Here is a 23,379-nt window from a genome sequence, read left to right on the forward strand (position 1 = left end):
CTCCCTATCCTGCAGGATGAGCTTTTTTCTGGAACTCAGCGTCGTCCGGTTGCGCCGTCCTGGCTGGCCGGACATCTTTGATCATGCACTTGCGATGACCTGAATATGGACCTTACGCAGCAGCAACTCATCAACATCATGCCCAACGCCCGCGCCCAAGCGGGCGTTTTTATTTCCGCGCTGAACACCGCCATGTCGCGCCATGGTATCGACTCGCCCAAACGCATCGCCGCGTTCCTGGCCCAGGTCGGTCATGAGTCGGGACAATTGCGTTATGTACGCGAGCTGGGCAGCGAGCAATACCTGAGCAAATACGACACCGGGACCCTGGCCGTTCGCCTGGGCAACTCGCCCCAGGCTGACGGTGACGGCCAGAAGTATCGCGGCCGAGGACTGATCCAGATTACCGGCCATGACAATTATCTTCGCTGCAGTCAGGGGCTGTTCGGCGACGAACGCCTGCTGGCATTGCCTGAGCTTCTTGAGCAGCCGCAATGGGCCGCCGAATCCGCCGCCTGGTTCTGGGAGCAGAACGGCTTGAACGCACTGGCCGACCGCGATCAGTTCAACACCATCACCCGGCGCATTAATGGCGGTTTGAACGGCCTGGAGGACCGCCTGCAATTGTGGGCGCGGGCGAGGGAGGTGTTATGCCAACCTTCGACCTGATGCCTTTTTCGTCTCGTGTCCTGGGCATTGTCGTGTTGCTCGCGCTGCTGGCCGGCGGTTCGGCGATGCTCGCGTGGCGGTTCCAGGACTGGCGTTACGGACAGCAGTTGGCCCGACTCGCACAGTCCCACGCCGAGACGCTTAATCAAATGACCCAAGCGGCCGCGACGCAGCAAAAGGCCGAGCAAGACAAACGCCTGGTCCTTGAGCAGCAGCTCGCCGCCAGCGAACAAACCCATTACCGAGCCTTGAGCGATGCCCAACGTGACCAGGATCGCCTGCGCGATCGCCTTGCTACTGCCGATGTCCGGCTGTCAGTCCTCCTCGACGCCGACGATGTTGCCGCCGGTTGTGCAGTGCCTGCCGCCACCCGCGCCGGCGGCGTGGATCATGGCGCCCCACGCGCCCGACTTGACCCGGCGCATGCTCAACGAATTATCGCCATCACCGACGCCGGTGATCGCGGACTGATTGCCTTGCAGGCCTGTCAGGCCTATATCAGAGCGCTGGGTCGGTAATCCCACGAGCCTTGCAAGCTTCCATTGCTCGTGTACGGTAGGCCTCAATTGTGTGGAATCAGGAGAGCACCATGGACGACATCACTGAACTGGCCGCTGAGCTGGGCAGGCGCCTGCAGCTGCTCAATGCCCACGTCACCACGGCCGAGTCCTGTACGGGCGGGGGAATTGCCGAGGCGATTACCCGGATTCCCGGGAGTTCGGCCTGGTTCGAGGCCGGTTATGTCACCTATTCCAATTGCCAGAAGAGCCAGCAGTTGAATGTCCCCGCCGAGTTGTTCGAGAAGGTGGGGGCGGTCAGCCGCGAGGTGGTCGAGGCCATGGCACAAGGGGCCCAGCGCAAAAGCCTGGCGCGTTATGCCGTGGCGGTCAGCGGTGTGGCCGGGCCGGACGGGGGCTCACCGAGTAAACCGGTGGGCACCGTGTGGCTGGCCTGGGCTGTTGGCGAGACGGTGTACAGCGAGCAGAAATTCTTCCCAGGCAATCGCGACGAGGTCCGCCGACAAACGGTGAAGGCCGCGCTAGACGGGCTGTTACAACATGCCGCCGTAGAAATCTCAAATCAGGGGTAGGCGATCCCCGATCGCTGTGGAATAATACTGGCTACTTATACAGGTGTTGGCCGTCAGGCCTTATTGATTACGTGAGGACTTTAATGGACGACAACAAGAAGAAAGCCTTGGCTGCGGCCTTGGGTCAGATCGAACGTCAATTCGGCAAGGGTGCCGTAATGCGTATGGGCGATCAGGACCGTCAGGCTATTCCTTCCATCTCCACCGGCTCCCTGGGCCTGGACATTGCGCTTGGCATCGGCGGCCTGCCAAAAGGCCGGATCGTTGAAATCTACGGTCCTGAATCGTCCGGTAAAACCACACTGACCTTGTCCGTGATCGCCCAGGCCCAAAAAGCCGGTGCGACCTGCGCCTTCGTCGATGCCGAACACGCCCTGGACCCGGAATACGCCGGCAAACTGGGTGTCAACGTCGACGACCTGCTGGTTTCCCAGCCGGACACCGGCGAACAGGCCCTGGAAATCACCGACATGCTGGTGCGTTCCAATGCGGTTGACGTGATCATCGTCGACTCCGTGGCGGCACTGGTGCCAAAAGCTGAAATCGAAGGTGAAATGGGCGACATGCACGTGGGCCTCCAGGCTCGCCTGATGTCCCAGGCCCTGCGCAAGATCACCGGTAACATCAAGAACGCCAACTGCCTGGTGATCTTCATCAACCAGATCCGTATGAAGATCGGCGTGATGTTCGGCAGCCCGGAAACCACCACCGGTGGTAACGCGCTGAAGTTCTACGCCTCGGTTCGCCTCGATATCCGCCGTACTGGCGCGGTGAAAGAAGGTGATGAGGTTGTCGGCAGCGAAACCCGCGTCAAGGTCGTGAAGAACAAGGTGGCTTCGCCGTTCCGTCAGGCCGAGTTCCAGATTCTTTACGGCAAGGGCATCTACCTCAATGGCGAGATGATCGACCTGGGTGTGCTGCACGGTTTCGTCGAGAAGTCGGGCGCCTGGTATGCCTACAACGGCACCAAGATCGGTCAGGGCAAGGCCAACTCGGCCAAGTTCCTGGCGGACAACCCGGAAGTCGCCGCCGCCCTTGAGAAGCAACTGCGTGACAAGCTGCTGAGCCCGGTTGCAGACGTCAAGGCAGTGGCCAATCGCGAGCCCGTTGACGATCTGGCTGACGCTGACATCTGATCGCTCCGATGACCGCCGTACTCGATACCCTCGTCGCGGTGCGGCGAACCGCAATGGACCTGCTCGCCAGGCGCGAGCACGGTAGAGTCGAGCTGACGCGTAAGCTGCGTCAGCGCGGCGCTCCCGATGAGTTGATCGACACCGCCCTCGACCGTTTGACCGAAGAGGGCTTGCTGTCGGAGTCCCGTTACCTGGAAAGCTTTGTCTCCTATCGCGCTCGCTCCGGTTATGGTCCTTTGCGAATTCGTGAGGAACTGGGCCAGCGTGGTTTGCAACGCCCGGATATCGAACTTGCCTTGCGCGAAAGTGGTATCGATTGGCAGGAGCAACTGACGGACACCTGGCGCCGAAAGTTCTCAGGACATTTACCCATCGATGCACGGGAGCGAGCCAAACAAGGGCGTTTCCTGGCGTATCGAGGTTACTCCATGGAAATGATCAACCGCTTGTTCAGCGGTCGTGGTATGGATGACTAAACAAAAACGGCCTGCTATTTCGATAGCAGGCCGTTTTTTTATGGGCTCAGGTTACCTTGATCGGCTCCCATGTGAGGGGATGGGGTTTTTGGGCGGGCTGGGCCCAGTTTTCCGGCAGGTTGATGTAGTCCACCAGTTCCCTCAAGCGACCGTGATCCCGGGCGTTGAAGGCAAACGCCAGTCGCGTCAGATGACTGAACTGCGCTTCGTCGTGCTCTTCACCGCTGTAGTCATGTTGATGAAAACAGTCGTTCAGGCACAAATCGGCGAATTCTCCCTGCATTTGCTGCAACGCTTGTTCGTTTAGCTTGTGGTTCATGCGGATCACGAACTGATGCTTGAGCCAGCGACTGGAGTGGAAGTTGCGGTAGAACTGGTTGATTTCTTCCACGGCCTCTTCGGCGTTGTACACCAGGCGCATCAGCTTCATGTCGGTGGGCAGGATGTAGCGGTTTTCCTCCAATTGCTCGCGGATAAAGTTCAGGGCTCCTTGCCAGAACTTGCCCCCTGGAACATCCAGCAGGACCACCGGTACCAGCGGGCTCTTGCCTGTCTGTACCAGCGTCAGGACTTCCAGCGCTTCATCAAGCGTGCCGAAACCACCGGGGCAGAGCACCAGTGCGTCGGCCTCTTTGACGAAAAACAGTTTGCGGGTGAAGAAGAAGTGGAACGGCAGCAGGTTCGGCGTGCCCTCGACGGTCGGGTTTGCGTGTTGCTCGAAAGGCAGGGTGATATTGAATCCCAGGCTGTGGTCGCGCCCCGCGCCTTCATGGGCGGCGGCCATGATGCCACCGCCGGCGCCGGTGATGACCATCATGTCCGAACGGGCTAGCGCCGCCCCCAGCTCTCGGGCCAGGCCATACAGCGGATGTTCGATGGGCGTTCGTGCCGAGCCGAAGACCGTGACCTTGCGCCGGCCCTTGAACTGCTCGAGGGTACGGAAGGCGTGTTCCAGTTCCCTCAGGGCTTGTAGCGTGATCTTGGCATTCCAGCGGTTGTGATCTTCCTGGGCCATGCGCAGCACGGTCAGGATCATGTCTCGGTAAATGGGGAGGTTGGGGCTGTTGGGGGACACCAGGTTGAGTTGCTCTTCGACCTTGCGGGTGAGGTCGTGGCCATGGTTCTCAAAATGACGACTGAGCAGGTCATTCGGTTTGTAAGGCATTCAGCTTCTCCTTCTTAACAGGACCCCGGCCCGGACGAGAGATTCATCGGGGCCACGACACTCCGTGTGTCGTTGTCAGCCCAGGCATCGGCCTGGAGGGCGACCTGGCTTGACGCGGTCTGCAGCAAAGCGACCAAGCCATCCAGCGGGTTCTGCTTTTCCCTTTGATAAAAAACAATCACACGCCAAGGTGTTGGCCAGGCAGCCTCTTTCTGCCCGATGAAAATACTATGGATACTTTGAATCTAGACCGTCATGCCGATCTTTGCTGCCCTGATCATGGCGCTCAAAAGTGACCGTTGGCAACCGCTGATACATGCGCTGAACTCTCGCGCCGCTCGTCAGATTGCCGGTCGGGTGCGTGCAGCTCTGATTTACTGATAACAAGCGTGCCAATGCAATTTGACGCCCAGGGTTGGGTGCCACGTGATGGATTGAAGCGGATCGGGGCAGGGAGGCGGGAAAAATGACCAGGGTCACTCTGGAGCTCGACAGGCAGTTGTACCTGATGCTGCGGGAATCGGCACAGGCCAATCGGGTAAGTCTTGAGGAAGAATGCTGTCGTCGGTTGGGAGGGCGAGCATGGCGCTCGCGTTACTTGCAGGCGCTGGTGGCGGAGTTGCGCGCCGACGATGAGCAGCGGCGCGCAAATTCAGGTTGATTACTTTTTCGTCTTGGCCGGTTTCGGGCAATCCGATTCCTGGAAGCGCTCGGTCGCGACCGGGCGGTTGGTCTTAACCTCGGTGAACTCGTAGCGCATGGTTGCGCCCTTGGCCATCAACTTGCGGAAACCTGGATTGGTGCACACCGTAGAGCCCAACTGGAAATACACAGCCTTGGGGTCTGCGCGCATTTTCTGGGCGTGACTGCTTTGCACACTGAGATGGTTGATCAGCTCGGTGCCTTCGACGGTATAACCCTGGTCGAGAATGTCTTCGTTGATCGCCCGCGGCGTACCGACGCTACTTTCCTTGGCGACGTTCTGCAGCATCTTGTTCAGTTCGAGTTCTTTCAGCGAAGCAGCCTGAGCGCTGAAGGACGTCGCCAGCAGAACGGCAACGGTAGGGACGATAAGGCGCAGCATGAAACTCTCCTGGTTCAGTGACTGGTGGTTCGACCGATCACATGACTGTGCGTTCAGTGGCCGGGAATTATAGGGGAGCCAGGGTGGACGGTACAGGCTCGTGCGCTCTGGTAGACTGCCGGCCTTTATTGCCCTGCCGAGTGTTGTTCGTGTCGAGTTTTCCTGTCTGTCGGCGTTGCCCACGATGAATCACGCCCCTAACGCCGTAGCCCGCCTGCGCGACCAGCGCATCGATGAAGGGATCAGGCCGATCCAGGCCCGTGGCTGGCGCGCGCCCCGTTGCAGCGCCTGCCGAGTGATCGAGAGCCATTGCCTGTGCGCCTGGCGTCCGAGTGTCGAGACCCGCTCCGGGGTCTGCCTGATCATGACCAACAAGGAAGTGTTCAAACCGAGCAACACCGGTTGGCTGATTGCCGATGTGGTGCGTGACAATCACGCGTTCATCTGGTCGCGCACCGACGTCGACGAGCAACTGCTGGCGCTGCTGAACGATCCGCAATGGCAACCGTACCTGGTGTTTCCGGGCGAATACGTCGAGCCATCGCGGGTTACCCATACGGTTGACCTTGATCATTCCAAGCGCCCGCTGTTCATTCTGCTGGATGCGACCTGGACCGAGGCGCGGAAGATTTTTCGTAAAAGCCCGTATTTCGACCGACTGCCGATCCTGAGCCTGCTGCCCGACAGACTGTCGCGTTACCGCCTGCGTCGTTCGACCCGCAGCGAGCACCTGTGCACCGCCGAAGTGGCGGCATTGTGTCTGGAGCTGGCGGGGGACAGCGATGCCGCTTCGGCCCTGGACGCCTATTTCGATGTATTCAGCCAGCATTACCTGGGCGCCAAGGGCCAGCAGGAGGTGAACGTCTCGACCCCGGCCCACGCCGAGTTGCAACCCTTTATCCGTACGCCGCAAGCAGTATTGGCCCAATAGTGGCTCATACTGGACACTGTGGCGGCCGTGCTGCTTGACCACCCCGGCTTCGCTGGGCATGCTTGGCGCCGACCAGGGCGCCGCCAATGTTTGAAACGCCGTGTTTGGCGTTGAATGTGCCCCTGTGGATGCCGCTGCACGGCGGTGTCTTGAGTTGTCTTGGCGAGGTGCGAATGCTCGGGCCTGCCATTAAAAACAGGATCATTTGAAAAATGGCCACATACGAAATCCTGATTGCCGATGACCACCCGCTCTTTCGCAGCGCGTTGCATCAGGCTGTGACCCTGGGCCTCGGCCCGGCTGTCCGGTTGACGGAGGTGGCCAGTATCGCGGAACTGGAGGTGCAGTTGACGGCGAAGGCCGATTGGGACCTGGTGCTGCTGGACCTGAACATGCCCGGTGCCTATGGTTTTTCAGGGCTGGTGCTGTTGCGGGGCCAATACCCGCAAATCCCCGTGGTCATGGTCTCGGCGCAGGAAGAAGCCTCGGTGATGGTCAAGGCCCGGGAGTTTGGCGCCAGCGGATTCATACCCAAGTCCAGTTCCCTCGAGATGATTCAGAAGGCCGTGAAGGCGGTCCTGGACGGCGACGTCTGCTGGCCACCCCAGGCGTTCGAAGCGGTGAGCGTGTCCGAGGAAGCCAAGGCCGCCAGCGAGGGCCTGGCCAGTCTCACGCCGCAGCAGTTCCGGGTATTGACCATGGTCTGCGAAGGCTTGCTGAACAAGCAGATTGCCTACGAACTGAGCGTTTCGGAGGCCACCATCAAGGCTCACGTCACGGCGATTTTTCGTAAACTGAACGTGCGCACCCGGACCCAGGCGGCCTTGCTGCTGCAACAACTTGAGTCAATTTCACCGCAGGCTTAGTGTTCCGGTTCACGCTTTTTTGACCGGGTTTGAATTAGCTTCTCCACTCCTTTTAGATCAGTAGCCCACTCTATGTCACCTTTTAAAGGCCAGACCGGCCTGAAACGCATCCTCAACGCCTCCGGCTATTCCTTGGACGGGCTGCGTGCAGCCTTTGTCGGCGAAGCAGCTTTCCGTCAGTTGGTGTTGCTCAATGTCGTGTTGATTCCGTTGTCATTCTTCCTGAACGTCAGTCGTGTCGAGCAGGCGCTGCTGATTGCCGTGTGCCTGTTGGCATTGATCGTGGAATTGCTCAACTCGGCGGTGGAGGCGGCCATCGACCGCATCTCCCTGGAGCGGCACCCATTGTCAAAAAATGCCAAGGACATGGGCAGCGCCGCCCAGTTAGTCGCCATGACGATGATCGCGTTGGTGTGGGGCGTGGTGCTGTTGTAACGGCTCAGGCGATGGTCGGCAGCACGATTTCGTCGCTGCGCTGGGCCCCGGCGGTGAAGGCCCGGCACAGCTCGAGGAATTCGCGCATGGCCGAGGTCTGGTACTTCTGTTTATGCCAGATGAAATAAAACTGCCGCGCCAGGTCCATGTCCGGGGTTTCCACCGCGACAAGGCTGCCGCGGCGGAAGGCGTCGCGCAGGGCCAGGCGTGAGATGCAGCCAATGCCCAGGCCGGACTCCACGGCGCGCTTGATCGCTTCGGTGTGTTCCAGCTCCAGGCGGATATTCAGCGCGCTACGGTGGTGACGCATGGCCTGGTCGAAGGTCAGGCGCGTGCCGGAACCCTGTTCCCGTAGAATCCACGCCTCATGGGTCAGTTCCTCCATGGTCGCCTGGCCACGCTTGGCCAGCGGGTGTTGGGGGGCACAGAACACCACCAGTTCGTCCTCGACCCAGCTCTGTACCTCGATGTCCGGATGGCTGCAGTCACCTTCGATTAGACCCAGATCAATTTCATAGTGAGCAACCTGGTGCACGATATTGGCAGTGTTCTGCACGTGCAGCTTCACCTGGCTTTCTGGATGGCGCTGCATGAAACCGCCGATCAACAAGGTCGCCAGGTAATTGCCGATGGTCAGGGTGGCACCGACCGCTAGTGAGCCGAAACCGGATTTGCCGTTGAGCAGGTCTTCGATTTCCTTGGCCTGGTCCAGCAGCGCCACTGCCTGGGGCAGCAGTTGTTTGCCCAGGGCGTTGAGGCTCAGGCGCTTGCCGGCACGATCGAACAATTGGCAGCTCGATTGCCGCTCCAGTTCGGTGATGGAGGTGCTGGCCGCCGACTGCGACAGATTGAGGTGACCCGCAGCGCGAGACACGCTTTCCTGCTGGGCGACGGCGACGAAGACTTGAAGTTGACGGAGAGTAAATCGCATATCGATATAACCGATAACCCTTATCTTAATAATCCATTTAACAGATATTGTCGCCGCCATTAGAATGCGATGCAATTGCGCAGATTATCGGCGCGGGCATTATTCCCAGGAGTCCCCGTACATGAGCAACATGAACCACGAGCGTGTCCTCAGTGTTCATCACTGGAACGACACTCTGTTCAGCTTCAAGTGCACCCGCGATCCGGGCCTGCGCTTCGAGAACGGTCAGTTCGTGATGATCGGCCTGCAACAGCCCAATGGCCGCCCGCTTATGCGCGCTTACTCGATTGCCAGCCCGAACTGGGAAGAGCATCTCGAATTCTTCAGCATCAAGGTGCCTGATGGTCCGCTGACCTCCCAGTTGCAGCACCTGAAGGAAGGCGACGAGATCATCATCAGCAAGAAACCCACCGGCACCCTCGTGCTGGACGATCTCAAGCCTGGCAAGCATTTGTACCTGCTCAGCACCGGTACTGGCCTGGCGCCGTTCATGAGCGTCATCCAGGATCCGGAAACCTATGAGCGTTTCGAAAAAGTGATCCTGTGCCACGGCGTGCGTTACGTCAATGAAGTCGCTTACCGCGAGTTCATCACCGAACACTTGCCGCAGAACGAGTTCTTTGGCGAAGCGCTGCGTGACAAGCTGATCTACTACCCGACCGTGACGCGCGAGCCGTTCGAGAACGAAGGCCGCCTGACCGACCTGATGCGCAGCGGCAAACTGTTCCGCGACATCGGCCTGCCGCCGATCAACCCGCAGGACGACCGCGCCATGTTGTGCGGCAGCCCGAGCATGCTCGACGAGACCAGCGAAGTGCTCAACAGCTTCGGCCTGACCGTTTCGCCGCGTATGCGCGAGCCGGGTGATTACCTGATCGAGCGGGCGTTTGTAGAGAAGTAAGCTGTTGTGGTGACTGAAAGATCGCCATCGCGAGCAAGGGGATTTGTGTTGAATCCAAATGCGTGAACAACACAGACGCACCAGTGGGAGCGAGCTTGCTCGCGATGGCAGCGACTCGGTCCAACAGATGCCCCACAAAAAAGCCCGCGCCGCCTGATGAAGGCCGCGCGGGCTTTTTCGTTTCTGGTGTTTACGGTTTCGCTGGAATCACTTCCAACACCCGAATCAACCCCGTCTGCGGGTAATGCCAACGAACGTCCAGGTCCCAGAACTGCGCGCCATATTCCCGTTCGACGGTAGGAACCTGGTACGCCGGGCGCGGGTCTTGGGCCAGGCATTGTTCAATCAGCTCTACCAGGGGCTCTCCCAGGCGCGTGGCGTGCTCGCGCGCTTGAAGCAGGGCAGTGTCCGCCCATTGCACCGGAATCAATTCAGGCGCTGCGCTGGCGATGCTGTTGGAAGCTGAGCCGATGATGTCGGCGTAGGGTACGTAGGGCTTGATGTCCAGCACGGGTGTGCCGTCCAGCAAATCGATACCCGAGATCCACAGACGCCCGGCTTCGACCCGCTCCAGCTTCACCACCGATTGGCCGATGCCGTTGGGGCGGTGGGTGGCGCGGGTGGCGAATACACCCATGGACTTGTTGCCGCCCAGGCGCGGCGGCCGCACTTTCAACCGCGGCTTGTCTTCCAGGGCCTGGTGGAACAGGAACAGCAGCCAGACATGGCTGACCAGCTCCAACCCCTGCACCGCCTCGCCCTGATCGAACGGCGCCACCAGCTCCAGCACGCCACGTGCGGCCGGCGCCAACTGCGGTTGGCGGGGGATGGCGAACTTCTCCTTGAAGCAGGAGCGGACGAAGCCGATGGGGGAGACGCTGTAAGTCACGGGGTGTCAGCCGCGCACGCGCAGCGTCAGGCCCTTGAGGAAATTGCGCAGCAACTGGTCGCCACACGGGCGGTAGTTGGTATGGCCGAACTTGCGGAACAGAGCGCTCAGTTCCGGTTTGGACACCGGGAACTCGGCGGCCTTGAGGATGGCGTGCATGTCGTCTTCCTTCAGCTCGAACGCCACTCGCAGTTTCTTGAGAATGATGTTGTTGGTCACCGGCACTTCGATCGGCTGCGGCGGGCGGCTTTCGTCCTTGCCACGCTTGAAGATCACCAGGCCATCGAGAAAATGCGCCATGACCTCGTCAGGGCAGAACACGAAGCCTTCTTCCTCGTCTTTCTTGAGGTAGCCCGTCAGGTCGGCCAGGGAGACTTCCAGGCCGCCCAGCTTGATGATCTCGATGACTTTCTTGTCGCTGATGTCGAGCATGTAGCGCACGCTGCGCAGTACGTCGTTGTGAATCATGTGTGCAGTCCTGATCAATCGGCAGTGGGCGCCCCGGTTCGGTGCGGCGCCGGAAAATTAGAATTTCTCTTTGGCAGACAGGTAGCGCCACTGGCCCAGCGGCACCTTGCCGATGGACACGCCGCCGATGCGAATGCGGCGAATGGCGACGACCTTGAGCCCGACAGCCTGGCAAAACAGAGCGATCACGCCGGGCTGCGGGTTTTTCATGGCGAAGCGCAGGCGGTTCTCGTTCTGCCAGCTGGCCTTGACCGCCGGCAGCTCCTTGCCCTTGTAGGTCAAGCCATGGTTCAGGCGATTGAGGCCATGGGCGACCATCTCGCCTTCGACTTCCACCACGTATTCCTGCTCGATCTTGGCGGCGTCGGCGGTGAGCTTGCGCAAGATCTTCCAGTCCTGGGTGAACACCAGCAGTCCGCTGGCGTTGGCCTGCAGGTCGGCGCTGGCGGTCAGGCGCAGGAAATGGCCCTTGAGCGGGCGTTTGCCGAAGCGATGTTCTTCGCTCAGGGTCTGCGGCCCGAGGGACGCCATGGCAGTGTCCACATCCGTGCCTGCCGGGACGTTGAGCAGGAGAGTCACCGGTTCCGGCGCGGTGGCCTTGGCCTCGGGGTCGAGTTCGACTTTCTGGGTGGTGACCTTGAACTGCGGCTCATCAATCACTTCGCCATCCACGGTGACCCAGCCGCCCTCGATGAACAGCTCAGCCTCCCGACGGGAACAGCCGACGAGTTCGATGAGGCGTTTGGAGAGACGAATCGGGTCAGTCATGACGGGGGCCGTAACAAAAAGAGGGTGGGCATTGTACCTGCCTGGCGCCGGTTAATCGCGGGTCCATTTGCCTCATGCCGTTTTTAGCCGCGTCCAGCCTTCAGGCCGGCCTGCTTGTAGCGCATGTGCAGCAGCGGGTAGGGTTGGTTCATGCCATCTTTCGCCGAGCGTCCGACCACTTCGAAGCCTTGCTTGAGGTAAAAGCCCAGGGCTTGCGGGTTCTGCTCGTTGACGTCCAGTTGATCGGCGTTCAGGTGTTCCATGGCGTAGCGCAGCAGTTGCTTGCCCAGGCCCTGGCCACGGTGTTGCGGGTCGATGAAGAGCATCTCGATCTTGCCGGCCGCGACGCCGGCGAAACCGGTGATCCGCTGACGCGCGTCCCGGGTGCAAATAAGCATCACCGCATCCAGGTAACGGGTGAGCACCAGGTTTTTCAGCAGCTCGATGTAGCTGTCCGGCAGGAAGTCGTGGGTGGCACGTACCGATGCCTCCCACACCTGGGTCAGTTCCTGGTAATCGCTCGGTTTCGGTGTGTGGATGACCGAATGCTGACGCATGCCCGCCTGTTCCTTGTGCTGGATGTCCTGGGTTTCTCCATACGATAGCCGTAAAAAAGCCCCGCATCTTGTAGCAAGAGCAGGGCTTTTCAATTTTTTACCGAGTTTCGCAAGAGCCTGTGGGAGCACAGCTTGCTCGCGATGGCAGAGCATCAGTCAACACTTGCAGTGGCTGACACTGCGCTATCGCGAGCAAGCTGTGCTCCCACAGGCCAACCGACTGTTCAGCTCACAAATCAACCGATCTGCTCAGCCCACAAATCGTACTCATCGGCGTCGGTCACCTTGCACCAGACTTTGTCGCCCGGCTTGAGGTTGCTGCCATTGTCGATGAAGACGTTGCCGTCGATTTCCGGGGCGTCGAAGAAGCAGCGGCCCACGGCGCCTTGTTCGTCCACTTCATCCACCAGCACTTCGATTTCACGGCCGATGCGCATTTGCAGGCGCGCCGAGCTGATGGCCTGCTGGTGCGCCATGAAGCGGTCCCAACGGTCCTGCTTGACGTCGTCCGGCACCACGTCCAGGTCCAGGTCGTTGGCCGGTGCGCCTTCGACAGGGGAATACTGGAAGCAGCCGACGCGGTCGAGCTGGGCTTCGGTCAGCCAATCCAGCAGGTACTGGAAGTCTTCTTCGGTTTCACCGGGGAAGCCGACGATGAAGGTCGAGCGGATGATCAGGTCCGGGCAGATTTCACGCCAGTTCTTGATGCGGGCCAGGGTCTTGTCTTCGAACGCCGGGCGCTTCATGGCCTTGAGGACTTTCGGGCTGGCGTGCTGGAACGGGATGTCCAGGTACGGCAGGATCTTGCCGGCGGCCATCAGCGGGATCAGTTCGTCGACGTGCGGGTATGGGTAGACGTAATGCAGGCGAACCCAGACGCCGAGGGTGCTGAGGGCTTCGCACAGTTCGGTCATGCGGGTTTTCACCGGCGCGCCGTTCCAGAAGCCGGTGCGGTATTTCACGTCGACGCCGTAGGCGCTGGTGTCCTGGGAGATCACCAGCAGTTCCTTGACGCCGGCCTTGACCAGGCGCTGGGCCTCGTCGAGCACATCGCCCACCGGGCGGCTCACCAGCTTGCCGCGCATCGACGGGATGATGCAGAAGCTGCAGCTGTGGTTGCAGCCTTCGGAAATCTTCAGGTAGGCGTAGTGGCGCGGGGTCAGCTTGATGCCTTGCGGCGGCACCAGGTCGATCAGCGGGTTATGGTCCTGGCGTGGCGGCACCACGTCGTGCACGGCGTTGACCACCTGCTCGTACTGCTGCGGACCGGTCACGGACAATACGCTCGGGTGCACGTTGCGGATGTTGCCTTCTTCCACGCCCATGCAGCCGGTGACGATGACCTTGCCGTTTTCCTTGATGGCTTCGCCGATCACTTCCAGGGACTCGGCCTTGGCCGAGTCGATGAAGCCGCAGGTGTTGACCACGACCACGTCGGCGTCCTGATAGGTGGACACAACGTCATAGCCTTCCATGCGCAACTGGGTCAGGATGCGCTCGGAGTCGACCAGAGCCTTCGGGCAACCCAGGGATACGAAGCCAACCTTCGGATTGGCTGGCGCGGTAGTGGTGGACATGTCTAACCTCGGTGTAGGGGGGATCGTCTCTTGCCGAGACAGGGCGCCTGGCGCGCCTCTGATCAAAAAGTGCGCAATTCTATCTGTGGCTGGGCTGCTTGACCAGCTTTATACCGGGAAATGCGACGAGTGCTGCGCTATGCTTCGCGCCTTTGCGTTCAGACGATTGCTACAGTCAACAAAACGTCTGTAACAATGCGTAAAACAGCGCATGCTGCCTCAACAAAGCATAGTGCTTCGTTCAAGAAGCCAGGACTGGAATCAGGAGTGTTGGATGGGTCATGCAAGTAGTCAGGCGGTGGGTGCCGAGCATTCGGCAGCGAAACCGCTGAGCATGCTGGTCGCGGCGGTCGGAGTGGTTTATGGCGACATCGGCACGAGCCCGTTGTACACCCTCAAGGAAGTGTTTTCCGGTGCCTACGGCGTACCTGTCAATCACGATGGTGTGCTGGGGATTCTCTCGCTGATTTTCTGGTCGCTGATCTGGGTCGTGTCGATCAAGTACATGATGTTCGTCCTGCGCGCCGACAACCAGGGCGAGGGCGGGATCATGGCGCTCACCGCCCTGGCGCGGCGAGCAGCGGCGGGACGGGCGCGGCTGCGGACGTTCCTGGTGGTCTGCGGCTTGATCGGCGCGGCGCTGTTCTACGGCGACAGCATGATCACGCCGGCCATTTCCGTACTCTCGGCAATTGAAGGCCTTGGCCTGGCGTTCGAAGGCATCGACCACTGGGTGGTGCCCTTGTCGCTGGTGGTGCTGGTGGGGCTGTTCCTGATCCAGCGCCACGGCACTGCGCGCATTGGCATCCTGTTCGGCCCGATCATGGTGACCTGGTTCCTGGTGCTTGGCGCCCTGGGTGTGTACGGCATCCTGCAGCACCCGGAAGTGTTGCAAGCGGTGAACCCGGCCTGGGCCGTGCGTTTCTTTGTCGTCCACCCGGGCATGGGCGTGGCGATCCTCGGCGCCGTGGTACTGGCGTTGACCGGTGCCGAAGCGCTGTACGCCGACATGGGCCATTTCGGTCGTAAACCAATTGCCCGCGCCTGGTTCATCCTGGTGTTGCCAGGCCTGATGCTCAACTATTTCGGCCAGGGTGCATTGTTGCTGGGTGACCCGGAAGCGGCGCGCAACCCGTTCTATCTGCTGGCGCCGAGCTGGGCGTTGCTGCCTCTGGTGGGCCTGTCGACCCTGGCCACGGTGATCGCTTCGCAAGCAGTGATTTCCGGGGCGTTCTCCCTGACGCGCCAGGCGATCCAGCTCGGTTACATCCCGCGCATGTATATCCAGCACACCTCCAGCGCCGAGCAGGGCCAGATCTACATCGGTGCGGTGAACTGGTCGCTGATGGTCGGCGTGGTGCTGCTGGTGCTGGGTTTCGAGTCTTCCGGTGCGCTGGCTTCGGCCTACGGCGTGGCAGTGACCGGAACCATGCTGATGACCACGATCCTGGTGTCCGCCGTTATATTGCTGTTGTGGAAATGGCCGCCACTGTTGGCGGTACCGTTGTTGTTCGGTTTCCTGCTGGTCGATGGCCTGTACTTTGCCGCCAACGTGCCGAAAATCGTTCAGGGCGGTGCTTTCCCGGTCATCGCCGGTATCGCCTTGTTTGTGCTGATGACCACCTGGAAGCGCGGCAAGCAATTGCTGGTGGAGCGCCTGGACGAAGGTGCGTTGCCGCTGCCGATCTTCATCAGCAGTATTCGCGTGCAACCGCCTCATCGCGTACAGGGCACCGCCGTGTTCCTGACCGCACGCTCGGACGCCGTGCCCCATGCGCTGTTGCACAACCTGTTGCATAACCAGGTGCTGCATGAGCAAGTGGTGCTGCTGACGGTGGTGTACGAGGACATTCCCCGGGTACCGCCGCAGCGGCGCTTCGAGGTCGATGCCTATGGCGAAGGGTTCTTCCGGGTGATCCTGCACTTCGGTTTCACCGACGAGCCGGACGTCCCGCAGGCGCTCAAGCTCTGTCATCTGGATGACCTGGACTTCAGTCCGATGCGTACCACCTACTTCCTCAGCCGCGAAACGGTCATCGCGTCGAAACTCGAAGGCATGGCCCGTTGGCGCGAGGCGTTGTTCGCCTTCATGTTGAAGAACGCCAACGGCAACCTGCGCTTCTTCAATCTGCCGTTGAACCGGGTGATTGAGCTGGGGACGCAGGTGGAGATATAGCAACCAGAAAACAAAAAGCCCTCGTTGCCTTGCGGCGGCGGGGGCTTTTTTATGGGCCACACAATGTCGATGTCAGGCGAATCTTGTGGGAGCGAGCTTGCTCGCGATAGCGGAGTGTCAGGTTGCAAAGATGTTGGATATGCCGCCGTCATCGCGAGCAGGCTCGCTCCCACAAGGGGGCCTATGTGCAGTTGAGCGGGCACAAAAAAGCCCCGGTAACCGTAAGGTTGCCGGGGCTTTTCTCAGTTCTGAGTCAGATCACTGTTCGGCCGTCTTGCTCTGCCGCTTGTTGATCTCATCGATCAAGCGCTTGGCCAGGGCCGGGTAATTTTCGTCGAAGTGGTGACCGCCAGGTAGCTTGATGGCCTCGCCCACGGCAGTCTTGTCGGTGCAGCCGCTTTCGTCGGCTTCTTCACCGCCGTAGATGCACACCACTTTCTCGGCTGGCAGCTTGGCCATTTCCGGGCCGGTGGCGGCTTCGGTGCCGGCGTTGCCGAGCCAGCCTTCGACTTCGATCTCGAAGCTGCCGGTGCGGGCGAAAGCCAGCAGGATGATCGCATCGACCCGCTGTTGTTCGGTGGCTGGCAGGCGATTGTAGATGGCTGGCAACACGTCGGCGCCGAAGGAGTAGCCGGTCAGGACGAAGCGCTTGGTGCCCCAGACCTGACGGTAGTGCTGCATCAGTTCGGTCAGATCCGCCGCGCTTTGCTCCGGGCTCTTGTGCTGCCAGTAGTAGCGCAGGGTGTCGATGCCGACCACAGGGTAGCCAATCTTGGCCATTTCATCGGCCACGTCGCGGTCCAGGTCACGCCAGCCGCCGTCTCCGGAGAGAAACAGGGTCACGGTATCCCGTGTCTGGCTAGCTGGGACTTCCACCACCGGGATGCTCAGGCCGCCCTTGGCCTTGTCAGTGCCGACCAGGATCTTGCGCAGCTCGTTGTTCAGTACTTGTGGCAGGTTGATGTCGTAGTCGCTGATGCTGGTCTCGGCATTCGACTGATCGCGTACGAAGCCGGCGCTGGTGTCGTCGGGGTTATCGTTCCAGGCCACCAGCCAGTGGCCGTGGGCTGCGCTTTTGGGCAGCAAGTGTGTGCAGCCGGGTTTTTCCAGGGCCAGGTCCACCGAAACGGCCTTGGCCTTGTCATCCTTCTGCTCGGCCAGCCAGCGCCAGGCCAGCACGGCGCCTGGGCCGATGCCGCTGACCAGCGTGGCAGGCCCTTGGAGCTGCCGCAGACCCGTCTGCAGGGCGCGACCTTGCAACATGCAGTCCTTGGGCAGGATCACTTGGACGATCTGCGCCGAGCCGCTGCGGCTGAGGGTCGTCAACTGCGTGTCGCTGAGTTTCTGGTCCTCATTGACCGCCACCAGCACCTGGGCGCGCGGCTTGGTGCCGGGGATGACCCGAGTCATCGCTACGCCATCGGTGGGCGCCAGCTGTTCCAGGGTCGGTTGCGGGGCCGGGCGTTTCAAGTACCAGTAACCGCCACCGAGAATTACCGCCAGCACCAGCAGGGCGGCCACTACGTATCGCCAGGAGCGTTGCATCATCAGCGTTTCACCAATCCAGTCAGGCCGCCTGCAATCAGGGCGGCGGTATCAGCCAGCGCCACCAGCGGATCGAGTCCGGCGGGCACGGCCATGTAGCGAGGTTCCCAGTCAGGCTGGAATTTGTCTTTGAAGCGGCGCAGCCCCTGGAAGTTATAGAGCTGCTCGCCACGGCGGAACACCATCGAACCCAGGCGTTGGGTCAACGGTGCGCCGCGACGCGGTTGCAGGCCCGACAGCGGGACCATGCCAAGGCTGAAGCGGGCGAAGTCATGGTTTTTGTAATGCTGGATGAGGCCGACCATCATGAATTCCATGGTCAGTTTCGGGGCCTCGGGGTGGGCGCGCATCAGATCGAGGCTGGCCAGTTCGTGGCTGTGGGTTTCCAGCAGGTTGGCGAACGCCACTGGCCGGCCCTCGAAACGAATCACTGCGATGCGGAAATGCTTGAGGTAGTCATCGCTGAAACGGCCCAGGGAGAAGCCTTTCTCACGCACGTTCTTGCCGGTCAGCCAGGCATCGGAAATGACCTTGAGCTCTTCCATCGGCGCCTGGCCCGGTTCGTGGATCTCCAGCGACAGGCCGTCACGGGTGCCGCGGTTCCAGGTGTAGCGCAGGTCTTTCATCTCCTTGCCCTTGGCTTCGAGATCGAAACGCTTGAGGTCGACCCGTGCTTCCTCGCCCAACTTGATGGCTGTCAGGCCGATGTCCATGTAGTAGGGCAGGTTCTCGGCGCGCACCTGGTAGAACACCGGGCGGGCATGGTGGATGTCACACAGGTCGCGGAACTGCCAGATCATTTCAGCCCGTTGCTGGGTAGGACCGATCGGGTCGTACAGCGCTACCAGGCTGCGACCACGGCGGGCGTACATCAGGAACGCTTCGTCGTTGGGGTGAAACAGCAATGCCTTGTCGCCGGTCAGGGCCAGGCCGCCGTCGGGTTGCGAAGACGTCATGAGAATCGTCTTGGCCCGCTCCAGTTCTTCTGCCGTCGGCAAATGGATCACCGGCCGCGCGGTGCGCAGCAACCAGGTCAGGGACACCACCACCAGCAGCACCGCCGCCCCCAGCAGGGAGCGCAGGCCGCGAGGGGCGTCGGCATCAAGGGTGAACTGCCACCAGAGTTGATGGCTGTAGGGCACATCCTGGTAAGCAAACAGCAGCAGCCAGATCGACGCGCCCAGCACGCAGATACTGGCGATCAGGAACAGCGGGGAAAAGGGCAGTTCAGTCAGGCGACTCGGACGATAGAAGGAGCGTCGGAATATCGCCAGCAGGGTGGCCGTCAGCGTCAGCAGCGTGGCTTCTTCCCAGTCAAAACCCTTGAGCAGCGAGAGCAGGGCGCCAACCAGAAGCAAGACCGTGGTCAGCATCCAGGCGGCCGACAGGCGACGGCGCAAGCCTTGGGCGAGCAACAGGCACAACACGCCCACCAGGCTGGCGCCGAAGTGCGAAGCGTCGACCAGCCGATGAGGGATCAGGAAGCCGATGTGCTCCAGGCGGGTATCGATTTCCGGCGTTACCCCGGAAAACAACAGCACGACACCTGAGAGGAACACCAGTACCGCCAGGATCGGCGCCGCGAAACCCGATGCCGCCCGCAGGGTCTGGCGCGTCTGGAACAGCCGTTGCGCCTCATTGATCAGCAGCAGTACGCAGGCCACCAACATCGGCAGCAGCACGTAGATCAAGCGATACAGCAACAGCGCGGCGGCCAGTGGCGCGGCCCCGAGTTTGTCGGCGAACGCGGCCAGCAGGATCGCTTCGAACACGCCGACACCGCCCGGTACATGGCTGAGCACCCCGGCAGCCAGCGCCAGCAGGTACACCAGCAGGAAGGCACCGAACGGCGGCGCTTCGGGCAGCAACAGATACAACACGGTGGCGGCGGCGGCGACATCCAGCGCGGTGATTACCAGTTGCAGGAAGGTCAGGCGTCGGCCCGGCAGGCGCAGCGTGCGGCGCCCGGCTTTTACCAGCAGGCTGTCGCGATGAGGCTGTTCCGGCAGGCGTCGGCGGTAAATGCCGATGGCCAACACGCTGGTGAGCAGCAGCACCGCCACGGAAATGGCCCCCAGCAAAATCGCAGGCAGGTGCAGCGCGGCGGACGCGGCGGGCAGGTTGCTGAGCGTCGCCAGGGCCGCCAGCGGCGGCAACGCGCAGCCCAGGGACAGGCTGGCGAACAGCGTCATGTGGGCGACATCCGAGGCCCCCAGGCCATGACGCGCATACAGACGGTAGCGAACCGAGCCGCCCGACAACAGTGACAGGCCAATGGCATTGCCGATGGCGAACGCGGTGAACCCACCCAGGACCATGGTTTGTGGCGGCAGTGTCACCCCGGCATAACGGCTGGCGGACCATTCGTAGCCCAAAAGAATGATGAAGCCGGCTACCGTGGCGGCGATCGCGCCCAGCAGGGCCGGTCGTGGCACTTCCAGAATTGAATCGTGCAGGGCGTAAAGATCGAGCTCGCTCAGCAAGTGGCGACAGGCAATCAAGGCAATCGCAAACAGCAGCAACGTGACCGCGAGACCAATGGGCTGGCGGTATTGACTGATCCGATCCAGCCAGCGCAATCGTTCGGCTTTGATCGGTTGTGTCGCAGTAACAGGGTCTTGCGGGTCAGACGAGTGGGCGCGCATCAATCACCTCTTGAGCTATGCGCGACAGGATGGGGGTATCCAGCCAAGTTACCAATCCCCGCGAAGGAAAATAATTACAAAATCTTTGTAATGTAGAGCTTTTTTCGCCAGACACAAAAAAGGCCACTCTTTCGAGCAGCCTTTCTTGATATTTGGTTGCGGGAGCCGGATTTGAACCGACGACCTTCGGGTTATGAGCCCGACGAGCTACCAGACTGCTCCATCCCGCGTCTGTGTGGCGGCATTCTACAGGCGAACGCCCGGGTGTCAACCGTTAAAAGGTAATGGGCTCAAATAAACGCTCGATCCGCCCCTTGTCTTCCTAAATACTCGGAATTTAAAGGAAATTGTCCTACAACTGGTTGCGTGTAGGGAGTCGCAGGCGGCGACTCTCTGATCAGGCAGTCAAAAATGGACAGGCACAAAAAAGGCCACTCTTTCGAGTAGCCTTTTTTGATGTTTGGTTGCGGGAGCCGGATTTGAACCGACGACCTTCGGGTTATGAGCCCGACGAGCTACCAGACTGCTCCATCCCGCGTCTGTGTGGCGGCATTCTACAGAGGATCGCGCTGCTGTCAACCCTGGCTTCACAAAAACCTGTTCCGCTTCAAGTGGTTAGCCCTGGAGAAAAGCATTGTGACAGCGCTGTGACGCAGGCCTGGCAAGGGCTTAGCTCTATTGGAGACTTCGTTGCGATTGAAGAAGTAAATTTGTGTAGGCACTTTCGACTCGCAACGAAGGATCTTTCAAACTACTGGTGCTATATACAGGTGCGGGTGCGATACTGGTGGCCCGATTCGTCGCACACTCTGCTTCTTTACTATGACACAACGTAAGATCATCCATGTCGACTGTGACTGTTTCTATGCCGCCATCGAGATGCGCGATGACCCGCGGCTGGCCGGCAAGCCCTTGGCGGTGGGAGGCTCGGCGGATCGGCGGGGCGTGATTGCCACCTGTAACTACGAAGCGCGGGCCTATGGGGTGCGCTCGGCCATGTCCTCCGGCCACGCCTTGAAGCTTTGCCCGGACCTCACCATCGTCAAGCCACGAATGGATGCCTATCGGGAAGCGTCGAAGGAAATTCATACGATTTTCAGCGATTACACTGACCTGATCGAGCCGCTGTCGCTGGACGAGGCCTACCTGGACGTTTCCGCCAGCGCCCATTTCGGTGGCAGCGCCACGCGCATCGCCCAGGACATTCGCCGACGGGTTTCCAACCAGCTGCACATCACTGTGTCCGCAGGCGTCGCGCCGAACAAGTTCCTGGCCAAGATCGCCAGTGACTGGAAAAAGCCCAACGGGTTGTTCGTCATCACCCCCGACCAGGTCGATGACTTTGTTTCGGCCCTGCCGGTCAGCAAGCTCCACGGTGTTGGAAAGGTCACCGCCGATAAGCTGAACCGGCTCGGCATCGTCGATTGCCTGCAGTTGCGCCAATGGGACAAGTTGGCGCTGGTGCGCGAATTTGGCAGTTTCGGTGAGCGGCTCTGGAGCCTGGCTCGTGGGATCGATGAGCGGCTGGTGCACAACGACAGCCGACGGCAGTCCATCAGTGTGGAAAATACCTACGATGCCGACCTGCCCGACCTGGTGAGCTGCCTCGCCAAACTGCCGGAACTGATGGAAACCCTCAACGGACGCATGGCGCGGATCGACAGCAGTTATCGACCGGGCAAGCCGTTCGTCAAAGTGAAATTCCACGACTTCACCCAAACCACACTGGAACAGGCCGGGGCAGGGCGGGACCTGGGCAGCTACCAGTTGCTGCTGACCCAGGCGTTCAACCGGGGCGGCAAGCCGGTGCGGTTATTGGGGATAGGAGTGAGGCTGGAGGATTTGCGCGGTGGGTTTGAGCAGTTGGAGTTGTTTGAGCGGTGAGGCTGTCGGTGGGCTGAATGCCTTGCCTTGCCTTGCTCTTGTGGCGAGGGAGCTTGCTCCCGCTGGGCCTGTAGGAGCTGTCGAGCGAAGCGAGGCTGCGATCTCTCCCCTAACGCTTGCATCTCAAGCGAAAGATCAAAAGATCGCAGCCTTCGGCAGCTCCTACAGCCCAGCGGGAGCAAGCTCCCTCGCCACAAGAGAGGTTGACCAATCCAAGCTGGACTCAGTTAACGCCCGGATCCGCCACCAACCGTCCACCATCCTTGGTCAGTGCTTTCATGAATTCGGCCTGCAACTCCGGATCATTACGCGTCAGTTCGATCAGGCTCTGCTCCAGTTCGCTGGCCTCTTCCTCAAGTCCAAGCTCCGACAGGCGCTTGACTCGATGCACCCACTGGCTCACCTCGTCGTCTTCCAGGTCGTCGTAGATCAGCGCGTGTGCTTCCACCAGCTTGCTGCGCAGGCTGCTGCTGATGCTCAGGGATGAGTCGGTGTGCACTTCGTCCTGGGCATCGGTCACGCTGATCTGCAATTTGCCGAATTGGCTCAGGTCCTGCTCGGCGAACGGGCTTTCCAGCAGGTTCAGGCGCAGCACGCCGCTACGGTCGGTGCTCAACTCGAAGGTCTGCCGGGCGGCCTTGACCTCCACCGGGCGTTCGCTCCAAGGCAGGCTCGAGTGTTCCGTACGCTTGTCGCGCTGGACTTCGTCGATGCCCGCCAGGTTCTGCTGGGCACGACCATGGGAGGGGACGTTCATGAACGGGTTGAGCCCGGCGAAACCGTAGCTGATCCAGTCACGGGTCACGGTGTCCGGCAGGTTTCCGAGGGCGAACACATTGACCACGTTCGCGCCGACACCGGCCACCACGGCCACTGCGCCCAGGGGGATCTCGTAAATCTCCCGCCAGGGTTGGTACGGCGTGTAGCGGTCGTAATGGCGAGTGACCTCGAACTCAGTGACTTCGAAGGTCTTCTGCTCATTGATTCGCACCCGACGCTGCGGCAGGTCGAGCACCTTGGGTTCGCCCACGTCGATCTGCAGGCTGTGGTCGAGCAATTTGCGCTCGACCCGCTCTTCGTGCTCGCTGCGTTGTGACATTTGGTTGGCACAGCCGCTGACCAGCAGGGCGCCGCACAGGGCGGCGCCACCGAGGCCTAAGGTGTTTCGCTTGAACATGACGTCTCT

The 23,379-nt window shown here is 60.7% G+C and carries 23 protein-coding genes and 2 tRNA genes; 12 read left to right on the forward strand and 13 right to left on the reverse strand.

All coding sequences use genetic code 11. From position 1 onward, the window contains the following. Positions 1–105: 105 nt before the first annotated feature. The 5 genes from LOY50_RS05930 to recX all read left to right on the forward strand — a co-directional run bounded on the left by LOY50_RS05930 (position 106) and on the right by recX (position 3,371). Positions 106–669: a glycoside hydrolase family 19 protein gene (locus tag LOY50_RS05930; protein WP_258690462.1), complete on the forward strand. Its 564-nt coding sequence runs from the start codon at positions 106–108 to the stop codon at positions 667–669. Next, positions 651–1,187 (forward strand): lysis protein, encoded by a 537-nt coding sequence (locus LOY50_RS05935; RefSeq protein WP_258690463.1) that lies wholly within the window; start codon positions 651–653, stop codon positions 1,185–1,187. The genes LOY50_RS05930 and LOY50_RS05935 overlap by 19 nt, the downstream gene beginning before the upstream one ends. A gap of 71 nt (positions 1,188–1,258) precedes the next feature. Then, positions 1,259–1,759, forward strand: coding sequence for a CinA family protein (locus LOY50_RS05940; protein ID WP_258690464.1), 501 nt, complete (start codon positions 1,259–1,261; stop codon positions 1,757–1,759). 83 nt (positions 1,760–1,842) lie between these two features. After that, a complete protein-coding gene (recA, locus tag LOY50_RS05945; protein WP_018607950.1) occupies positions 1,843–2,895 on the forward strand; it encodes a recombinase RecA in 1,053 nt (350 codons plus the stop codon). An 8-nt stretch (positions 2,896–2,903) separates the two neighbouring features. Next, the gene (recX, locus tag LOY50_RS05950; RefSeq protein ID WP_018607949.1) at positions 2,904–3,371 is read left to right on the forward strand and encodes a recombination regulator RecX; all 468 of its coding nucleotides are present in this window, start codon (positions 2,904–2,906) and stop codon (positions 3,369–3,371) included. 46 nt (positions 3,372–3,417) lie between these two features. Here the strand turns inward: recX and LOY50_RS05955 are convergent, their stop codons facing one another. Next, positions 3,418–4,536: a TIGR00730 family Rossman fold protein gene (locus LOY50_RS05955; protein ID WP_072343282.1), complete on the reverse strand. Its 1,119-nt coding sequence runs from the start codon at positions 4,534–4,536 to the stop codon at positions 3,418–3,420. A gap of 466 nt (positions 4,537–5,002) precedes the next feature. Here LOY50_RS05955 and LOY50_RS05960 point away from each other — a divergent pair, with 466 nt between their 5' ends. Continuing rightward, positions 5,003–5,197, forward strand: coding sequence for a hypothetical protein (locus tag LOY50_RS05960; protein WP_024617640.1), 195 nt, complete (start codon positions 5,003–5,005; stop codon positions 5,195–5,197). Here LOY50_RS05960 and LOY50_RS05965 read toward each other — a convergent pair whose 3' ends face one another. Continuing rightward, positions 5,198–5,620, reverse strand: coding sequence for a quorum-sensing-regulated virulence factor family protein (locus LOY50_RS05965; protein ID WP_003198359.1), 423 nt, complete (start codon positions 5,618–5,620; stop codon positions 5,198–5,200). 184 nt (positions 5,621–5,804) lie between these two features. On the opposite strand from LOY50_RS05965, the gene LOY50_RS05970 reads away from it, so the two are divergent. The 3 genes from LOY50_RS05970 (at position 5,805) to LOY50_RS05980 (ending at position 7,852) form a co-directional block, all read left to right on the forward strand. Then, positions 5,805–6,551, forward strand: a complete 747-nt coding sequence (locus tag LOY50_RS05970) for a tRNA-uridine aminocarboxypropyltransferase (protein WP_003198361.1) — start codon at positions 5,805–5,807, stop codon at positions 6,549–6,551. Between the two features lie 212 nt (positions 6,552–6,763). Beyond that, a complete protein-coding gene (gene erdR, locus LOY50_RS05975; RefSeq protein ID WP_046064978.1) occupies positions 6,764–7,417 on the forward strand; it encodes a response regulator transcription factor ErdR in 654 nt (217 codons plus the stop codon). A gap of 72 nt (positions 7,418–7,489) precedes the next feature. Next, on the forward strand, positions 7,490–7,852 hold the full coding sequence (locus tag LOY50_RS05980) for a diacylglycerol kinase (RefSeq protein WP_258690465.1): 363 nt from the start codon (positions 7,490–7,492) through the stop codon (positions 7,850–7,852). 4 nt (positions 7,853–7,856) lie between these two features. Here the strand turns inward: LOY50_RS05980 and LOY50_RS05985 are convergent, their stop codons facing one another. Next, a complete protein-coding gene (locus tag LOY50_RS05985) occupies positions 7,857–8,783 on the reverse strand; it encodes a LysR family transcriptional regulator (protein ID WP_003198364.1) in 927 nt (308 codons plus the stop codon). A 121-nt stretch (positions 8,784–8,904) separates the two neighbouring features. Here LOY50_RS05985 and fpr point away from each other — a divergent pair, with 121 nt between their 5' ends. Continuing rightward, entirely contained in the window at positions 8,905–9,684 is a 780-nt protein-coding gene (fpr, locus tag LOY50_RS05990; RefSeq protein ID WP_003184787.1) for a ferredoxin-NADP reductase, read from the forward strand. Between the two features lie 190 nt (positions 9,685–9,874). On the opposite strand, the gene tsaA is transcribed toward fpr, so the two are convergent. The 5 genes from tsaA to rimO form a co-directional block, all read right to left on the reverse strand. Beyond that, positions 9,875–10,573, reverse strand: a complete 699-nt coding sequence (gene tsaA / locus LOY50_RS05995; RefSeq protein ID WP_258690466.1) for a tRNA (N6-threonylcarbamoyladenosine(37)-N6)-methyltransferase TrmO — start codon at positions 10,571–10,573, stop codon at positions 9,875–9,877. A gap of 6 nt (positions 10,574–10,579) precedes the next feature. After that, positions 10,580–11,041: a DUF1456 family protein gene (locus LOY50_RS06000; RefSeq protein ID WP_003198373.1), complete on the reverse strand. Its 462-nt coding sequence runs from the start codon at positions 11,039–11,041 to the stop codon at positions 10,580–10,582. A 57-nt stretch (positions 11,042–11,098) separates the two neighbouring features. Beyond that, positions 11,099–11,809 carry an rRNA pseudouridine synthase gene (locus tag LOY50_RS06005; RefSeq protein ID WP_003198375.1) on the reverse strand — a complete coding sequence of 237 codons (711 nt, stop codon included), beginning with the start codon at positions 11,807–11,809 and terminating at the stop codon, positions 11,099–11,101. An 83-nt stretch (positions 11,810–11,892) separates the two neighbouring features. Next, a complete protein-coding gene (locus LOY50_RS06010; protein ID WP_258690467.1) occupies positions 11,893–12,366 on the reverse strand; it encodes a GNAT family N-acetyltransferase in 474 nt (157 codons plus the stop codon). Between the two features lie 236 nt (positions 12,367–12,602). Continuing rightward, positions 12,603–13,943 carry a 30S ribosomal protein S12 methylthiotransferase RimO gene (rimO, locus tag LOY50_RS06015; RefSeq protein WP_077505975.1) on the reverse strand — a complete coding sequence of 447 codons (1,341 nt, stop codon included), beginning with the start codon at positions 13,941–13,943 and terminating at the stop codon, positions 12,603–12,605. A gap of 334 nt (positions 13,944–14,277) precedes the next feature. On the opposite strand from rimO, the gene LOY50_RS06020 reads away from it, so the two are divergent. Continuing rightward, positions 14,278–16,119, forward strand: a complete 1,842-nt coding sequence (locus LOY50_RS06020; RefSeq protein ID WP_408980857.1) for a potassium transporter Kup — start codon at positions 14,278–14,280, stop codon at positions 16,117–16,119. Between the two features lie 258 nt (positions 16,120–16,377). Here the strand turns inward: LOY50_RS06020 and LOY50_RS06025 are convergent, their stop codons facing one another. The 4 genes from LOY50_RS06025 to LOY50_RS06040 all read right to left on the reverse strand — a co-directional run bounded on the left by LOY50_RS06025 (position 16,378) and on the right by LOY50_RS06040 (position 20,847). Then, on the reverse strand, positions 16,378–17,667 hold the full coding sequence (locus tag LOY50_RS06025; protein ID WP_253471958.1) for a virulence factor family protein: 1,290 nt from the start codon (positions 17,665–17,667) through the stop codon (positions 16,378–16,380). After that, entirely contained in the window at positions 17,667–20,309 is a 2,643-nt protein-coding gene (gene mprF, locus LOY50_RS06030; protein WP_253471960.1) for a bifunctional lysylphosphatidylglycerol flippase/synthetase MprF, read from the reverse strand. The genes LOY50_RS06025 and mprF overlap by 1 nt, the downstream gene beginning before the upstream one ends. A gap of 153 nt (positions 20,310–20,462) precedes the next feature. Further along, positions 20,463–20,539: transfer RNA gene (locus LOY50_RS06035), tRNA-Met, on the reverse strand. A 231-nt stretch (positions 20,540–20,770) separates the two neighbouring features. Continuing rightward, positions 20,771–20,847 (reverse strand) — tRNA-Met (locus tag LOY50_RS06040). 284 nt (positions 20,848–21,131) lie between these two features. Here LOY50_RS06040 and dinB point away from each other — a divergent pair. Further along, positions 21,132–22,193, forward strand: coding sequence for a DNA polymerase IV (gene dinB, locus LOY50_RS06045; protein ID WP_253471962.1), 1,062 nt, complete (start codon positions 21,132–21,134; stop codon positions 22,191–22,193). 223 nt (positions 22,194–22,416) lie between these two features. Here dinB and LOY50_RS06050 read toward each other — a convergent pair whose 3' ends face one another. Beyond that, on the reverse strand, positions 22,417–23,370 hold the full coding sequence (locus LOY50_RS06050; protein WP_253471964.1) for a hypothetical protein: 954 nt from the start codon (positions 23,368–23,370) through the stop codon (positions 22,417–22,419). Positions 23,371–23,379 lie beyond the last annotated feature (9 nt).

Source organism: Pseudomonas sp. B21-010 (genome assembly GCF_024749325.1).
Classification (GTDB): Bacteria; Pseudomonadota; Gammaproteobacteria; order Pseudomonadales; family Pseudomonadaceae; genus Aquipseudomonas; species Aquipseudomonas kilonensis.

Bases quoted from the DNA above. Each gene is read 5' to 3' on its own strand.
- LOY50_RS05985 (WP_003198364.1), bottom strand. From the start codon at position 8,783: ATGCGATTTACTCTCCGTCAACTTCAAGTCTTCGTCGCCGTCGCCCAG.
- LOY50_RS05955 (WP_072343282.1), bottom strand. From the start codon at position 4,536: ATGCCTTACAAACCGAATGACCTGCTCAGTCGTCATTTTGAGAACCAT.
- erdR (WP_046064978.1), top strand. From the start codon at position 6,764: ATGGCCACATACGAAATCCTGATTGCCGATGACCACCCGCTCTTTCGC.
- LOY50_RS05970 (WP_003198361.1), top strand. From the start codon at position 5,805: ATGAATCACGCCCCTAACGCCGTAGCCCGCCTGCGCGACCAGCGCATC.
- LOY50_RS05940 (WP_258690464.1), top strand. From the start codon at position 1,259: ATGGACGACATCACTGAACTGGCCGCTGAGCTGGGCAGGCGCCTGCAG.
- LOY50_RS05960 (WP_024617640.1), top strand. From the start codon at position 5,003: ATGACCAGGGTCACTCTGGAGCTCGACAGGCAGTTGTACCTGATGCTG.
- LOY50_RS05930 (WP_258690462.1), top strand. From the start codon at position 106: ATGGACCTTACGCAGCAGCAACTCATCAACATCATGCCCAACGCCCGC.
- LOY50_RS06010 (WP_258690467.1), bottom strand. From the start codon at position 12,366: ATGCGTCAGCATTCGGTCATCCACACACCGAAACCGAGCGATTACCAG.
- LOY50_RS06050 (WP_253471964.1), bottom strand. From the start codon at position 23,370: ATGTTCAAGCGAAACACCTTAGGCCTCGGTGGCGCCGCCCTGTGCGGC.
- LOY50_RS06000 (WP_003198373.1), bottom strand. From the start codon at position 11,041: ATGATTCACAACGACGTACTGCGCAGCGTGCGCTACATGCTCGACATC.
- recX (WP_018607949.1), top strand. From the start codon at position 2,904: ATGACCGCCGTACTCGATACCCTCGTCGCGGTGCGGCGAACCGCAATG.
- LOY50_RS06005 (WP_003198375.1), bottom strand. From the start codon at position 11,809: ATGACTGACCCGATTCGTCTCTCCAAACGCCTCATCGAACTCGTCGGC.
- dinB (WP_253471962.1), top strand. From the start codon at position 21,132: ATGACACAACGTAAGATCATCCATGTCGACTGTGACTGTTTCTATGCC.
- LOY50_RS05965 (WP_003198359.1), bottom strand. From the start codon at position 5,620: ATGCTGCGCCTTATCGTCCCTACCGTTGCCGTTCTGCTGGCGACGTCC.
- recA (WP_018607950.1), top strand. From the start codon at position 1,843: ATGGACGACAACAAGAAGAAAGCCTTGGCTGCGGCCTTGGGTCAGATC.
- mprF (WP_253471960.1), bottom strand. From the start codon at position 20,309: ATGCGCGCCCACTCGTCTGACCCGCAAGACCCTGTTACTGCGACACAA.
- fpr (WP_003184787.1), top strand. From the start codon at position 8,905: ATGAGCAACATGAACCACGAGCGTGTCCTCAGTGTTCATCACTGGAAC.
- LOY50_RS06020 (WP_408980857.1), top strand. From the start codon at position 14,278: ATGCTGGTCGCGGCGGTCGGAGTGGTTTATGGCGACATCGGCACGAGC.
- LOY50_RS05935 (WP_258690463.1), top strand. From the start codon at position 651: ATGCCAACCTTCGACCTGATGCCTTTTTCGTCTCGTGTCCTGGGCATT.
- LOY50_RS05980 (WP_258690465.1), top strand. From the start codon at position 7,490: ATGTCACCTTTTAAAGGCCAGACCGGCCTGAAACGCATCCTCAACGCC.
- rimO (WP_077505975.1), bottom strand. From the start codon at position 13,943: ATGTCCACCACTACCGCGCCAGCCAATCCGAAGGTTGGCTTCGTATCC.
- LOY50_RS06025 (WP_253471958.1), bottom strand. From the start codon at position 17,667: ATGATGCAACGCTCCTGGCGATACGTAGTGGCCGCCCTGCTGGTGCTG.